The 15,375-nt window shown below is 59.1% G+C and carries 12 protein-coding genes; 10 read left to right on the forward strand and 2 right to left on the reverse strand.

Going from position 1 to position 15,375, the window contains the following annotated elements; genetic code table 11:
• Nucleotides 1-201 precede the first annotated feature (201 nt).
• The 6 genes from D8M21_RS02620 (at nucleotide 202) to D8M21_RS02645 (ending at nucleotide 7,442) form a co-directional block, all read left to right on the forward strand.
• The gene (locus D8M21_RS02620) at nucleotides 202-1,680 is read left to right on the forward strand and encodes a GuaB1 family IMP dehydrogenase-related protein (RefSeq protein ID WP_048680258.1); all 1,479 of its coding nucleotides are present in this window, start codon (nucleotides 202-204) and stop codon (nucleotides 1,678-1,680) included.
• Between the two features lie 216 nt (nucleotides 1,681-1,896).
• Complete coding sequence (locus D8M21_RS02625) at nucleotides 1,897-3,288, forward strand: hemolysin family protein (protein ID WP_065424259.1); 1,392 nt, start codon at nucleotides 1,897-1,899, stop codon at nucleotides 3,286-3,288.
• Nucleotides 3,285-4,457: a hemolysin family protein gene (locus D8M21_RS02630; RefSeq protein WP_065424258.1), complete on the forward strand. Its 1,173-nt coding sequence runs from the start codon at nucleotides 3,285-3,287 to the stop codon at nucleotides 4,455-4,457. The genes D8M21_RS02625 and D8M21_RS02630 overlap by 4 nt, the downstream gene beginning before the upstream one ends.
• Nucleotides 4,458-4,612: 155 nt before the next feature.
• Entirely contained in the window at nucleotides 4,613-5,575 is a 963-nt protein-coding gene (locus tag D8M21_RS02635) for a metal ABC transporter solute-binding protein, Zn/Mn family (RefSeq protein ID WP_048680255.1), read from the forward strand.
• Between the two features lie 86 nt (nucleotides 5,576-5,661).
• Nucleotides 5,662-6,495, forward strand: coding sequence for a metal ABC transporter ATP-binding protein (locus D8M21_RS02640; RefSeq protein ID WP_065424256.1), 834 nt, complete (start codon nucleotides 5,662-5,664; stop codon nucleotides 6,493-6,495).
• A complete protein-coding gene (locus tag D8M21_RS02645; RefSeq protein ID WP_048680254.1) occupies nucleotides 6,492-7,442 on the forward strand; it encodes a metal ABC transporter permease in 951 nt (316 codons plus the stop codon). Before D8M21_RS02640 ends, D8M21_RS02645 begins: the two co-directional genes overlap by 4 nt.
• Here the strand turns inward: D8M21_RS02645 and D8M21_RS02650 are convergent.
• On the reverse strand, nucleotides 7,428-7,907 hold the full coding sequence (locus D8M21_RS02650) for a Fur family transcriptional regulator (protein ID WP_238650994.1): 480 nt from the start codon (nucleotides 7,905-7,907) through the stop codon (nucleotides 7,428-7,430). The genes D8M21_RS02645 and D8M21_RS02650 overlap by 15 nt on opposite strands.
• A gap of 135 nt (nucleotides 7,908-8,042) precedes the next feature.
• Here D8M21_RS02650 and D8M21_RS02655 point away from each other — a divergent pair, with 135 nt between their 5' ends.
• The 4 genes from D8M21_RS02655 to D8M21_RS02670 all read left to right on the forward strand — a co-directional run bounded on the left by D8M21_RS02655 (nucleotide 8,043) and on the right by D8M21_RS02670 (nucleotide 11,292).
• A complete protein-coding gene (locus tag D8M21_RS02655) occupies nucleotides 8,043-8,717 on the forward strand; it encodes an MBL fold metallo-hydrolase (RefSeq protein WP_048680251.1) in 675 nt (224 codons plus the stop codon).
• Nucleotides 8,714-9,139, forward strand: coding sequence for an HIT family protein (locus D8M21_RS02660; RefSeq protein WP_048680248.1), 426 nt, complete (start codon nucleotides 8,714-8,716; stop codon nucleotides 9,137-9,139). Before D8M21_RS02655 ends, D8M21_RS02660 begins: the two co-directional genes overlap by 4 nt.
• A 99-nt stretch (nucleotides 9,140-9,238) precedes the next feature.
• Nucleotides 9,239-10,633, forward strand: a complete 1,395-nt coding sequence (locus tag D8M21_RS02665; protein WP_161800266.1) for a sensor histidine kinase — start codon at nucleotides 9,239-9,241, stop codon at nucleotides 10,631-10,633.
• Entirely contained in the window at nucleotides 10,621-11,292 is a 672-nt protein-coding gene (locus tag D8M21_RS02670) for a response regulator (RefSeq protein WP_048680244.1), read from the forward strand. Before D8M21_RS02665 ends, D8M21_RS02670 begins: the two co-directional genes overlap by 13 nt.
• On the opposite strand, the gene hrpA is transcribed toward D8M21_RS02670, so the two are convergent.
• Nucleotides 11,249-15,367: an ATP-dependent RNA helicase HrpA gene (gene hrpA, locus D8M21_RS02675; protein WP_048680242.1), complete on the reverse strand. Its 4,119-nt coding sequence runs from the start codon at nucleotides 15,365-15,367 to the stop codon at nucleotides 11,249-11,251. The two genes, D8M21_RS02670 and hrpA, sit on opposite strands and share 44 nt — an antisense overlap.
• Nucleotides 15,368-15,375: the final 8 nt, after the last annotated feature.

The raw sequence follows: 15,375 nt of genomic DNA on the forward strand, positions 1-15,375 counted from the left end.
GTACCCCGCGACGATGCGGGATGGCGCAACCTTCTAATGGCGAGTCTATTAGGGTTGGCCAGACGTTATCCAGCCGCCACGGCCCCAAGTTGCCGGAAGACCTGTGCATCGCATCTCAGCCGATGCCCATCGACCGGTCCGTGACGACGAAAGTCACCGTCGCCATATCGGTTTTCGATCTATCTGGGTACCATAGGGCAAGTGCAATTCTTGAATAGCCCCACCACAGACCTGACCTATAACGACGTTTTCCTCGTGCCGTCGCGCTCCGAGGTCACCTCACGCTTCGGCGTTGATCTGTCGACGAGCGATCATACGGGTGCAACCTCGCCGATCGTTGCCGCCAATATGACGGCCGTTTCCGGCGCTCGAATGATGGAGACCCTGGCCCGTCGCGGTGGGTTGGCGATCTTGCCTCAAGATGTTCCGCTAGATGCGGCCGTCAGGATCATCGAGTCGGTCAAGACGGCGGATCCCGTTGTGGAGTCTGCCGTCATCGTCGCTCCGGACACCTCGATCGAACACGCTCTACGGCGATTGGGCGATCGACGCTTTACGGAGGCCGTGGTGGTCGACGAAGATTCACGACCCATCGGACTGGTACGACGCGAAGAGGGTCGAGGCGAAGACCCGGCTGCCGCCGTCGAAACGATTCTCCATCCCATGCCGTTGGTGATCGAAGAGGCGGACCTGGCCCTCGGTGACGCATGGGGAAGCCCCCAGCGCGACGCGGCGCTCCGTAGCGTCTTCGATCGTTGCGAAGAGCTAGGTATCGAAATGGCCGTCATCGTCCGCGATGGCCTCTATCGTGGGGTCCTTTCGCACTCCGGGGCGATCCGTTCGACGATTCACAAGCCCGCCCTCGACTCATCGGGGCGGCTGATTGTCGGCGCCGCCGTGGGAATCAACGGGGACGTTCGCGGCAAGGCACAAACCTTACTCGAGGCAGGCGTGGACGTGCTGGTCGTGGACACAGCCCACGGTCACCAACAAAAGATGTTCGACGCGTTGACGGCAGTGCGTTCGTTGAACCCCACGGTTCCGATCGTGGCCGGCAACGTCGTGAGTGCGGCCGGAACCCGAGACCTCATCGAGGCGGGTGCGGACATCGTCAAGGTCGGCGTGGGCCCCGGCGCGATGTGTACGACGCGAATGATGACCGCGGTCGGCCGGCCTCAGTTCTCCGCCGTCGTGGAGTGTGCCGCAGCTGCTCGCGAATTGGGTAAACATGTGTGGGCCGACGGCGGGGTCAAGCACCCTCGCGACGTCGCCCTCGCGCTCGCCGCGGGTGCCAGCATGGTGATGGTGGGCTCCTGGCTTGCCGGCACGTACGAAGCCCCGGGCGAGCTTCATTTGGATTCCGACGGCCGGCCCTACAAGGAGAGCTTTGGCATGGCATCCACGCGAGCCGTCAAACACCGCACCCGGTCGGAAGACGCTTTCACGCGCGCTCGCAAAGCAATGTTCGAGGAAGGCATCTCGAATTCGACGATGTACTTGGACCCGTCAAGCCCGAGTGCCGAAGATATCGTCGACAAGATCACGGCGGGAGTTCGCTCGTCCATGACCTACGCCGGAGCCAATGACCTCAGCGAGTTCCATGAGCGTGCGATCGTAGGGGTCCAGGCGGCCTCGGGTTACGACGAAGGCCGGGCTCGTACCCGATCCTGGTTGGCATAAACTGTCACGAATTTGTGGAGGGCCGCGTCGACTCGGCGCGGCCCTTTCCTGTTCGCCAAGGTCGAAACCGTGAGGAAAAGGACGAACAGTATCTCCCGATGCTGAGCGGCCACGGTAGACTCATAATCCTTATGGACGACCCTTTTAGTTGTAAGAAAATCTGCCCTGGGCCGCCTCTGGTGTGCCACCGTTTCGCTGAGACGGTGAAGTAGCGCCATGGAATGGTTACTCGTTCTGGCCGGACTCCTTCTCATTCTGGGAACGGGGTTCTTTGTGGCCGTTGAGTTTTCCCTTGTTGCCCTCGATCAACCGACGGTTATTCGCCAAATCCACGATGGTGACCGCGGCGCGGAACCTCTCCTGAGGTGCCTGAAGTCGTTGTCTACGCAGCTTTCCAGCTGCCAGCTGGGCATCACCATCACCACCCTGTTGACGGGTTATACGCTCGATGTCGGAATCCAGGGATTACTTTCCGGAACTGTTGAGATGCTTCCGGTCCCGGATTCGATCGGCTCCGCGCTGAGCCTCATCGTCTCCATGCTGATCGCGACGTTGCTGTCGATGGCGCTGGGCGAACTGATCCCCAAAAATCTCTCGATCTCAGACTCGTTCAGAATTGGACGGGCGCTGGCACGTTATCAACTTGCCTTCACCGCCGTGATGAAACCCTTTGTTGTCGTGATGAACGGTGCGGCGAATAAGGTTTTGCACCTCCTGGGACTCGAAGCAAAGGAAGAGCTTTCCGGCGCACGATCGCCCGAGGAACTCTCATCCATGGTGCGCCGATCCGCAGACTTGGGAACCCTGGACGTCGGTACCGCGAACTTTGTGGCTCGAACCCTCAATTTCGCAGAACACACCGCCTCCGACGTCATGACGGCGCGACGCCAGGTTGTCATGTTGCCCACGAGCGCCAGTGTGACCGAGATCATCAGTGAGGCTCGAAAGACCGGACACTCACGCTTTCCGCTCTATGAAGAGGATCAGGACGACGTCAAAGGCGTCGTGCACATCAAACGCGCCGTCGGCGTCCCGCCTGAGCGTCGCGAAACCGTTCAAGCTGGTGCGCTCATGGACGAAGTCCTCAGAGTTCCGGAGACCATTCATCTGGATGCGCTGCTGCGTGAGCTTCGAGAGTCCGCTCTACAGGTTGCCGTGGTGCTCGACGAATACGGGGGAACGGCTGGCATCGCTACCTTGGAAGACTTGGTCGAAGAGATCGTCGGTGAGGTCGCCGACGAACATGACCGGGCGGTTCCGGGCGTGCTCGAGACCGCCGACGGTCGCTGGCATTTCCCGGGCCTCATGAGGCCTGACGAGGTGACGGATAAAGTGACGCCTCTCGATATCGACGACGATCCCGCCTTCGAAACTATGGGCGGCTTCATGATGGATCGATTGGGGCGCATTCCCGAAGTAGGGGACACGGTGCCGATCGAAACCGGAATCCTGGAAGTAGAACGCATGGACCATCGACGAGTGGACCGTATTTTGTTCACCCCGGCGGTTCGCGAATCCGATGAAACCCTCTCCGAGGACCTTGGCCCCGTGAGGGCCGTGGACCACGATGTCAATGCGAAACCCGCCACGAAGGGAGGCTCGCGATGAACGACTGGGTATCCCTGATGCTGCTGATCGTTCTGCTCGCTGGAAACGCCTTCTTCGTGGGTGGCGAATTCGCGATCATGTCCGCTCGCCGTTCTCAGATTGAACCCCTCGCGGAGGCTGGGAACAAGCGAGCTATCACGGCCTTGCGCGCCATGGAACACGTTTCGCTGATGTTGGCGTGCTGTCAGTTGGGCATCACGGTGTGTTCGTTGTTGATCTTGAACGTCGCCGAACCGGCGTTACATCACCTCGTCGCGGAGCCGCTGATGCATATCGGCGTGCCGGCTTCGGCCGCTGATGTGATCGGCTTCTTGCTGGCATTGCTCGTCGTGACCTTCCTGCATGTGATCTTCGGAGAGATGGTTCCGAAGAATATCTCCGTGTCGGTTGCTGACAAGGCGGCTTTGTGGCTCGCACCGCCCCTTGTCATGACGGCCCACGCGGTCAAACCGGTGATCGTCTTCCTCAACTGGATTGCCAACTCGGCTCTTCGACTGATGAAGGTCGAGCCCAAAGACGAGGTTTCGTCGACCTTCACTCTGGAAGAGCTCCAGACGATCGTGGAGGAATCCACAGCCGAAGGCTTGGTGACCGATGAGGACGGCATGCTGACCGGCGCGCTGGAATTCTCGGAAAAGTCGGTGGGTGACGTCATGGTCCCGGTCGACAAGCTGGTGACCTTGCCCTCCGATTGCTCGCCTCATGCCCTGGAGAAAGCGGTCGGGCGGACGGGATTCTCCCGGTTTGTCCTGGAATCGGAGGACGGTAGCTACCTGGGCTACCTCCACGTTAAAGACGTTCTCTCCATTCCGGAGGAGCGATATCGCTTGCCCACGCCCTTGACCAGAGTCCGCTCGTTGATCAACCTTCGCCCCGAGACCACGGTTGAAGACGCCTTGGCGACCATGCAAAGGACGCATGGCCACGTGGCACGCGTGGTCTCCCCGGGAGGGGCGACGGTGGGGGTATTGTTCCTCGAAGACGTGTTGGAAGAGCTGATCGGTGAGGTCAAAGATCCCACCCGATCTGAGGGCCACCGACGTCGGTTGGAGCCCTTTGCTCAGGACCATCTCAGTGGCGCTAATAAGAGGGCCTCCGGCAGAGGGTCCACGGCGGCCTCAAAGATCGGCCCGTCGTCGAGGAATGAGAAGCCGGACCTCAACGTATAACCATCCTCTAAATTGTGAATGATTCGCATCTGAGTAAGCTTGCCCCAGATGCGAATCGTTCATTTTAAGCGATGGTTCGCACTGAATGCTGACTTTGTCGCATGATCATCACTGGTGCAGGAGAAAAGAGAATTTTTATGAGGGGAACTCGTTGGATGACGATCGCCGCCCTGGGCGCGGTCGGTTCATTGGCGTTGGCTGGTTGCTCGTCGCAGGACGGCAACGCCTCCAAGGGCGACGACAAGAAGATCACGGTGGTTGCCTCGACCAATGTTTACGGCGATATCGTGAAGTCGATTGGCGGGGATCACGTCAATGTCGAGTCGATCATCAATTCCTCGAGCCAAGATCCTCACTCCTATGAAGCCACCGCCCAAGACCGTCTCAAGGTTGAGAAGGCCGACGTGATCGTGGAAAACGGTGGCGGATACGACGCCTTCATGGACGATCTGGCGAAAAACTCCAAGGCCGAAAAGATCAACGCCGTTGAACTTTCTGGGCTTCCCGGCGCAGATGAGGCCAACCACGAAGAACATGATCACGATCATGAGTCCTCCGGAAGTGAGGAACATGAGCATAAGCACGACCACGGTTCGTTCAATGAACACGTCTGGTACAGCCCGTCGGTCATGAAGAAGGTCGCCGAAAAGATTGGTGAGGACCTCGGTTCCGTCGATTCTAGCCACAAGGACGACTACTCCACGAAGGCCAAGGACCTCGGCGGAAAGCTGGACTCTCTCCAGCATCGAGCTGAGGACGTGAACGCCAAGGGCAAGGGCTATGTCGCGACCGAACCGGTGCCGGGATACTTGCTGCAGGCGACCGGACTCGAAGACAAGACGCCCACGGATTTCTACGAGGCAATCGAGGGCGATACTGACGTTCCCGCCTCCGTGCTGAAGTCCATGAGGGACGCGCTCAGCTCGGGTTCCATCTCATTGCTAGGCTTCAACCAGCAGACTGAATCCGCGCAGACCGGAGAGCTCAAGAAGTACGCGGAAGAGCATCATGTGCCAACCGTGTCCTTCACCGAGACCCTGCCGGAAGGTAAGGATTACATCGGCTGGATGGATGACAACCTGGATTCCGTGTCCAAGGCTCTGAAGGATCACGCCTAATCTGAATGTCCACCTGACCCTGGCGAGGCGTCGACCTGACGGTCGGCGCTTCGCCGTACCCAGCCCCATCGCGAACAGGAGCCTGTGTGTCCTCATCGTCAGCCCCCAGCGTTAGCCTTCATCAGGCCGCGCTCTCCTTCGGGGACCGAGTGCTGTGGGAAGACCTCAGCTTGGATATCCAGCCGGGGGAGTATTTTGCGGTTCTTGGCCCCAACGGTTCGGGAAAATCCACTTTTCTGAAGGCACTGTTGGGTCTATTGCCACTCAGCTCGGGAGAGGTTTCCGTTTTAGGGGAAAGCGTACGCCGAGGCAATCCGCACATTGGTTACGTGCCCCAGCAACGAGATTTTTCCCCCGAAACACCGCTTCGGGCTCGGGATCTCGTGGGATTGGGAGTCGATGGACACCGCTGGGGGCCCGGTCTATGGTCTCGAAAGCGCCGGGCTCGCATCGACGAGCTGCTGGAACGCGTGGGCGCTACCGATTACGCCTCCGTTCCCGTGGGCCTGCTCTCGGGCGGCGAGCAGCAGCGTCTCCGGGTGGCGCAAGCGCTGGCCTCTCGGCCCCGTCTGCTGCTCTGTGATGAAGCGCTCTTGTCCTTGGATCTTCGACACCAGAGCGCCGTGAGCCAGTTGATCGAGGACTACCGGCGCGAATCGGGAGCCACCGTGATCTTCGTGACGCATGAAATTAACCCGATCATCGATGACGTTGACCGGGTCCTCTATCTAGCCAACGGAAGATTCACCGTGGGAAGCGTCGAGGACGTCATGTCCACCGAGACGCTCTCTCGCGTATACGGCGCTCCGGTGACCGTGATGAAGGTTGACGGTCGGTACATCGTGGTGGGCGCGAATTCTCTCTCCCATACCCCCGGCGACGACTGCCACGCCCACGACGTCGAAGGGAAAGTCTCATGATTCCGGATCAGTTAATGCACCTGCCATTGGCGGCGGAGGGCCTATGGAGCCGCATCTTCGTCTTCGACGGTTATGGCGAACTGCTGAGCTTGCTGAGCCAGTCCATCGTTGCCGGCGCCATCTTGGCGCTGATTGGTGGTTTCATCGGAACTTTCGTAGCGATGCGAGATGGAGCCTTCGCGGTGCACGGCATCGCCGAACTCTCATTTGCCGGCGCGGCATTCTTCCTGCTGATGGGCTTCGACGTCATCACCGGATCTCTCGTGGGTTCCATCGCGGCGGCCGCGATCATCGGTGCGCTGGGAGCAAGGGCCAAACACAACGGATCGCTCATCGGCGTTCTGATGCCTTTTGGGTTGGGACTGGGAATCCTTTTCCTCTCCCTATATCAGGGGCGTTCGGCGAATAAGTTTTCCTTGCTGACCGGGCAAATTGTCTCGGTGGACGGCGCGCAAACCACGGAAATGGCCGTGGGCGCGGTGGTCGTCATCGGATTGTTGTTCCTCGTGTGGCGCCCCTTGACCTTTGCCAGCTTGGACCCCGATGTGGCCGCGGCTAAAGGCGTGCCGATGCGCACCCTGTCGATGGTGTTCATGTTGCTGCTCGGCATTTCCGTGGCGTTGTCGGTCCAGGTGGTTGGCTCGCTGTTGGTGTTGGCGCTCCTGATTACCCCGGCCGCCGCGGCGGTTCAGATCACGGCGTCGCCGGTTAAAGCGCTGATTTTGTCCGTGATCTTTGCCGAGATTTCCACGGTGGGAGGCATTCTCCTGGCCTTGGCGGGATCGTTACCGATCAGCCCCTATGTGACCACCATTTCTTTCGTGATCTACCTGGTGTGCCGGGTTATTGGCGGAATTCGACGTCGCACCACGGGCTCGGGACGACGAGTGCATGACACCGACCGAGGACGGTCGGCCCTCAGCTCGGCGGAATTACCTTCCCGGTAGAGAAGTCTCCGGGGACTTATCGCGAGCACACTGTGAGCAGATGCCAGTGAGTTCCACGGTGTGTTCAATGTCGGAATAGCCCAAGGCCGCGCCAATGCTCGACGCCCATTCTTCTACAACGTCGGCTTCGATATCTTCGGCGGCTCCGCAATTGCGGCACAACAGATGATGATGATGTTCCTGAGCGGCGCACTTGCGGTACAGAGCTTGGCCCTCTTGATCTTGCACCGAATCGACGTCGCCGGAATCGGCCAAGGACTGCAAAATCCGGTACACCGTTGCCAGCGATACCCTGCCTCCGCGATCCACGATGATCCGGTGAAAATCCTGCGCGGAATGAAAATCGTCAAGAGTTGCGAGCACCTCGAGTACGGTTCGCCGTTGCCGGGTATTCCGAAATTCTTGTTGGGTGCCACTATCGGTGATAGTTGTCCCTCGAGACGTCGGCAAATTCTGGGAAACCACGGAGGCTCTCCTTCCCCTAGGTTGCGCAGGGCGATGCAAAACCCACGCCTGACCGGGCCTTATTGCGGTTCGTTCCATTCTAGGCCACGAGGGAATCTATCGCGCCGACAACGAGACAGGGATACGCTGGGGGCTATGAGAATCACGAAATTTACGCACTCCTGTGTCCGAGTCGAGAAGCACGGCTCGGTGCTGGTCCTGGACCCCGGCAACTTCTCATCGCCGGAAGAGATTCGTGAGGCCCTCGAGGGCGCCGAGTATTTGATGGTCACGCACGAACACCCTGATCACTACTTTCGCGAGCCGGTTCACGAGGTCCTCAATGACCACACCGACATCCAGGTCTACGCGACACAGTCGGCGGCCGACGAGTTGCGGGAATCGGTCAAGAACCCCGAGCGTATTCACTCCGTGCAGGGGGAGGAAGAGTTCGATGTGGGCCCATTCGGCATCAGAACCTTTGGTGGTCAGCATGCGTTGATTCACCCTCTGATTCCGACGATCCAGAACGTCGGGTTCATGATCGATGACGACGTGTACCATCCCGGAGATAGCTTGATCGTTCCGCACCAAATCACGGTCAAGCATCTGCTCCTACCGATCCACGCGCCGTGGAATAAGCTGCAGGAAGTCGTGGATTTCTTGGCCTCCGTGCGACCTCAACGTGCCTTCCCCATTCACGACGGTCTGATGGCCGAGAATGGGCACGCCATGTTGACCAAGCATTTGGAAAACTTCGGAACTAAATATGGAAGCGAATACGTGCGGCTCCGTCCCGGCGATTCACTGAACCTTGAGGAGACATCATGAGCTCGGTTTTCACCAAAATTATTGACGGCGAATTGCCTGGACGATTCGTCTGGAAGGATGAGCGCGCCGTCGCGTTTTTGTCGATCCAACCGCTATCCATGGGGCATGTCCTCGTGGTACCCCGGCAAGAGATAGACCACTGGGTCGATCTACCTCAGGACCTGGCAGCGCACCTTATGGAGGTGTCACGCCTGATCGGGCAGGCCATCAACGAAGTTTATGAGCCGGTGCGTGTTGGCCTGATGATCCAGGGCTTCGAGGTCCCGCACACTCACCTGCACGTATGGCCCACGAATTCCATTGAAGAGTTCAGCTTCGACCAGGTGGATAACGACCCCGATGACGCGCTCATGGACGACGCGGCCGCTTCGATCCGGGCAGCCCTAGCCCGGGCAGGGCATCCGGAAGCAGAGATCGACTGATCCTCGCAAAACGGGGGTGTCTAGTGGTCGGGGTAACCCGACGACAAGACGCCGACTAGCCGGATGGGCCAGCCAGGTCTCTTTCGAGACGATAAATATATGAGCACCGCATCAGAGTACGAGACCAATACTGCACACCGGAAGAACCAGAGGAGGACCAACTGGTCAGCTTTTGAGGAGCGCCTCGACACCAGAGAACTGAGGCGTGCTCGCCACATTCCCCGGTGGAAGCGGTTTGTCCGCGAAAATCTGTACCTCGCCTCGAGTTTCCCGGTCGCCTTGTGTTCGTTCATCGTGGTATGCACCCTTGTGAGTCTTGGGGCAGGCCTCGTTCCTCTCCTCCTTTTGGGAGTCCCCGTGCTGTGGGGAACGTTGTATTACGGTCGTGGAGCCAGTAGCTGGGAGCGTCACCTCGTAGGTTGGATACGAAGTCGTGACGTGTCGACACCCTATCCGCCGAGGAAATCCGTAGGGGCTTTAGATCGTCTAAGGGCAGACGCGTCTCACGGACAGTCCTGGATGAACCTTGCCTGGATCTTGGTGGACTTTGTCATTTCCACCGTGGTCTTTTGGCTGACCTTTACCTGGTGGATGTTGGCCTTAATGCTGGTGGCCGGGCCGATCATGATGTGGCTTTTCAGCATCGGCCTGATCCATGAGGACGGCAACGGTCGGCTTGTCGATCTTCTCTCGGTGGAACATATTCCCTGGATTACCGACCACCCATATCTCGCAGAAGGAATTGCTTATGCCGTGGTTGGAGCGGCCTTTGCGCTCACTCTTATGCCGCTCGTTCACGGTCTATCAATTCTCAGGGCTGTCGTATCTGAATCAATGTTGTGTTTGCCCGTGCCGTCGCGGCACCGCATTGAAGACCTGAAGGGATCTCGGGCCGCTTCGCGTCGAGCAGAAATTGATGCAATGCGTCGTCTTGAACGAGATATCCACGATGGTCCACAGCAACGGCTGGTTCGTCTGGAGATGGACCTGGCCCGAGCGGAACGCATCGCCGAGAACGACCCTCGTCGGGCCATGGAGATACTTCGGGGGGCTAAAACGCAGAGTCGAGAGACACTCATGGAACTGCGTCAGCTAGCGAGAGGAATCGCACCGGCGATTCTCGTTGATCGCGGCCTGCACGCCGCTGTTACGGAAACGGCATCGCGTTCACAGATTCCCGTCCAGATACTTTGGGATGTTCGGGGAAGCCTTCCTCCCCATGTGGAGACCACAGCTTATTTCGTGATCTCGGAATGTCTCGTCAATGCCAACAAGCATTCCTCGGCGCAACATGCACAGATTTCAGTACATCTCGATGACGCCATCTTGAACATTGAAGTGCGTGACGACGGCGTGGGAGGCGCAGCCGCCGCAAAAGGCCACGGGTTGGCAGGGCTGACGGACCGGGTCAAGGGCGCAGACGGCCAGTTCACCGTTTATTCGCCGCATGGAGGACCGACGACCATAGAATGTGAGATCCCATGCGAACCGTGATCGCCGATGACTCAGCCCTCATCCGCGAGGGGCTACGCTTGATCCTCGAGGACGCTGGGCATAAGGTCGTGGCCGGTGTGGGGGATGGGCCATCCATGATCGAGGCCGCACTGGATGCGCGTCCAGATCTGGTCATTAGTGATATTCGTATGCCACCGAGTCATACAGACGAAGGCCTGACCGCTAGCATCGAATTGCGACGTTCTTGGCCGGAAGCACCCATCCTGCTTTTGAGCCAATACGTCATCGTGGACTACGCCGAGGACTTGGTGGCCTCAGGGGCTGGTTCCATGGGCTACCTTCTCAAAGACCGGGTGTCCGACATTGACGCGTTTTTGGCGACCGCGGATCGCGTGGCGGATGGCGGAACCGTCCTGGACCCCGAGGTCGTACGACAACTTTTGGTGCGAGACCGAGCCCCTTGGGAAGTTCTCACCCCGCGTGAGACGGAAGTTCTCGAGCTCATGGCGGCGGGACACACGAACGCGGGTATCGCGGATCAGTTGGTCATCAGCCTAGGCGGGGTAGAAAAACACACTCAGCGCATTTTCGCCAAGCTTGAGCTTGCGGCCGACGACAACGTGCATCGCCGTGTCACTGCCGTGCTTCGCTATCTTAACGGCCGAGTTCCTCGATCGCCTGGTTTAGGGCCTTGGTAATACGTTGTGCCGAGACGGGCCTGGCCGTTCCCAATTCTTGAGCAAAGTAGCTGACGCGTAGCTCTTCGATCTGCCAGCCGACGTCGGCCAAGACGGGTGGGGTAGCTCCGTTGGGGCAATGTTTTTCGACCGCTCCGTCGTACCGATCTTCCAGTGCTTGAACTTCCAGCATGAGCGTGGTGTCCTGACGAACTTTTTCGCCCATTTTTTCGATTCGGCGCTCCATGGCATCGAGATACCGAGGAAGATGGACGAGCCGTTCATATCCCGTTGCCGCCACGAAACCTGGAAAGACCAGATTCTCTAACTGAGCTTTAACGTCATTGACGTTATTGATGAGCGACAGAGATGCCGCGGACTTTAACTTCTTTCGCACCCCATTAGCGCGTTTGAGAATGTCGGCGACCAGGCTGGTGACCGTGAATACCGTGTCGATGAGTTCGGCTCGAACTTCGTGGAACAGGCGATCGAATTCTTCTCGCGTCGTCGGAGCTTCTGACGGCGTGAGTTTATCTAGGGCCGCGACGGTGCAGTCGGCGATGAGCGACTCCACGGATCCGTGTGGGTTTTGCGTGAAGACTATTTTTTCCTGATTTTTCAGATGGTCAGAAACGTATTTTTGGGGTGAGGGGACTCGTAACGCCAAAAGCCGAATAACGCCGCCGCGCTGGGCTCGTTCCTGTTCCGCCGGGGACGTCAGTATTCTGAGGGCCACAGACTTTCCCTCGTCGACTAGCGCCGGATATCCCTGAACCGAGTGTCCCGAAATGGTGCGCGTGATTTTCCGGGGAATATCCACGTCGGGCCATTCCGTCAGGCCGCTGCGCTCTTTCACACCGGTCGACGTGCTTCCAGCCTGTGCCGGTGCCGCATCGTTCTGCTTCCGGTCTCGCGGGGATGCAGGCCCGGGTGCGTGCCCCGTGCCGGGGTTCTTCTGGCCGCCCGTCGACGTGAGCCGCGCCAGCGCCTCCGGCGAAGCCCCGAGCGAAGCTGCCAATGCGGCACGAATTTGGGGGCGTAGCTTGTCTTGTAACTCGGCCAGGTCCTTCCCTTCGCCCAGAAGGTGGTTCCGATGGTCGCGCACCTGGAACGTCACCCGAAGATGGTCGGGCACGGCATCCCAATTCCAAGAATTCGGGGGAATCACGAACCCTTTGAGGCGCCGCAAGGCGAGTTCCAAGGCCGGCAGGAGCTCGTCCCGAGTGGGGTCGGCGTCGGCCTCCAGTGCGCTCAAGGCCTCTCGCGCGACGTCGGGCGCCGGCACAAAATTCTTGCGCGATGCTTTGGGGAGGGACTTGATGAGCGCGGTGATGAGGTCACGACGAAGTCCGGGTATGTGCCATTCGAAGGGCTCGGGCGACATCTGATTCAGGAACACGATCGGAACTTGGACAAAGACGCCATCGGCCTCAGGAGTGCTTCCCGGAGCGGCAGGGGCGAACTCGTAGGTCAGGTCCAATCGCAATTCGCCGTCGCTGGTGGGCAACACCCACGTGCGCGGGAATTGGGATTCGTCGTAGTCGCGGGCGTCATCGTCGATCAAGTGTTCACGGTCGAAGTCCAGGAGGTGCTCGTTCCGGGGACGTTCCCTCTTCCACCACCGGTCGAAGTGGCGTTCGGAGACGATGTCCTGAGGAATGCGCGCGTCGTAGAACGCGTAAATGGCGTCGTCATCCACCTTAAGGTCTCGACGTCGTAGGCGAGCCTCGAGCTGGTCGATCTCTTCCAGACGCCGTCGATTTCGGTGGAAGAAGCGGTGACGGGTTCGCCAATCGCCTTCGACGAGTGCACGACGGATGAAGAGTTCCCGGGAGAGTTCCGGGTCGATGCGCCAATAATTGACCGGTCGATCCGTCACCACCGGCACGCCGAATAATGTGGCCTTTTCGTAGGCCATCACGGAGCCACGCTTTGCGGACCAATGAGGTTCCGAATACGTGCGTTTCAGCAGATTCCCGGCGGCGTCTTCGATCCATTGAGGATTGACCGACGCATTGACCCGGGCCCACAATTTTGAGGTCTCGACCAATTCGGCCGAGACGATCCAATCCGGATTTTTCTTGAAGAGGCCCGACCCGGGAAAGATTGAAAAGCGGCTTCCTCGGGCGCCGTGGTACTCGTGCTTGCGTTCGTCCTTAACGCCGATATGGCTCAAAAGACCGGTCAGCAGGCTGCGATGCACCGCCTCTTCCGTGCCGCCCACGGTAATTTGCCGACCCCGCGGAACACTAATATTCGCTCGGGATCCCAAACGGCGCAGTTGCTCGTAAAGGTCTTGCCATTCCCTGACCCTCAGATAATTAATGAATTCCCGACCGCAGAGCTTTCGGAATTGGGATGAGGAGAGTTCTTCTTGCTTGTCTTGGAGGTATTGCCAGAGCAAAAGATAGCTCGAAAAATCCGAGGTGTCGTCGGTAAAACGAGAGTGGAATTCGTCGGCCTGCGCGCGTTTTTCGGTGGGGCGCTCGCGGGGATCCTGGATGGTGAGGGCGGCCGCTAACACCATGAGCTCCTTGGCGACGCCGTGGCTTTCCGCCGCAACGATCATGCGTCCGAGGCGAGGATCAACGGGAAACGCCGCAAGTTGGCGGCCGACCTGGGTTAGTGGAGATGCGACGCCTTGATCACGTTGCGTTTTTTGGGCGCCCTGCGACCGCTTCGATCGCGAGTTCGACGTTCGAGTCGAGTTTCCGGCTGCGCCTTTTTCCTTGAGGGCACCCAGCTCTCGCAAGACGTTGATTCCATCGGTAATCGCGCGGCGCGCAGGCGGCTGAACAAAAGGGAATCGCTCCATGTCACTAGGGGATTCCACGACGCCAATCGACATGGTGTGCAAAATGACCGACGCCAGATTGGTCCGCAGAATTTCCGGGTCGGTGAACTCCGGACGCGAGGAAAAATCTTCCTCCGAATACAACCGGATCGCGATACCGTCCGACACACGGCCACATCGGCCGGACCGTTGCCGCGCGCTCGCTTGGGAAATGCGTTCGATGGGTAGCCGTTGAACTTTAGTCCGCGATGAATAGCGAGAAATTCGGGCCGTGCCGGGATCGATGACGTATTTGATGCCGGGAACGGTCAGGGACGTCTCAGCTACGTTGGTGGCCAAAACGATCCTTGGCTTGCCGGACGGGCGAAAGACCTTGTGCTGTTCGGCCATGGAAAGCCGGGCAAAGAGGGGCAGGATCTCTGTGCCCGCGAGGGAACGTTCTCGGCGGGCGAGATCTTCGAGGGCCTCCGCGGCGTCGCGGATCTCTCGCTCACCGGAGAAGAAGATCAGAATGTCCCCGGGAGCCTCTGAACGCAATTCGAGCACCGCATCGCACACGGCATCCAGGGGGTCGACGTCGCTGGCCTCCAAACCGTCCGATGTCTCGTCGTCCGACATCCCGGCATCGGTCAGGGGTCGGTAGCGAATCTCCACAGGATAGGTTCTGCCGGAAACCTCGATCACCGGCGCGGCGTCGTCGGGCATGTGCTCTTCGGGATCGTGTTCGGCTACCGGATCAAAACTTGGTGCGAAATGACGCGAGAATCGTTCCGGATCGATGGTCGCGGACGTGATGATGACTTTCAAATCCGGCCGCTGCGGCAGAATCCGTTTGAGATAGCCGAGGATGAAATCGATGTTCAGCGAACGTTCGTGGGCCTCATCGATAATGATGGCCGAATAGCGTTTCAGGAGAGGGTCGTGAGGGATCTCCGCGAGCAAAATGCCATCGGTCATGAGCTTGATCGACGTATCCTGGCCGACCTCAGAGGTGAAACGCACCTGGTAACCGACCGTTTGGCCGACGTCTTCGCCCAATTCTTCCGCGATGCGTTCGGCAACCGATCGTGCCGCCAAACGGCGCGGCTGTGTATGCCCGATCGTGCCGGCTTCACCCAGGCCCAATTCCAAACACATCTTGGGGATCTGCGTGGTCTTGCCAGAGCCGGTCTCACCCGCGACAACGACCACCTGATGCTGCTGGATGGCATCCATAATGTCCGCTCGTCGGGCGGAGACGGGTAGCGACTCGGGGTAGACGATCTGGCGGGTGGGCTGGGGAGATGCGGGCTGCTCAGACATACTGCGGC

It is taken from the genome of Kocuria sp. HSID16901 (genome assembly GCF_003989425.1).
Classification (GTDB): domain Bacteria; phylum Actinomycetota; class Actinomycetes; order Actinomycetales; family Micrococcaceae; genus Rothia; species Rothia massiliensis.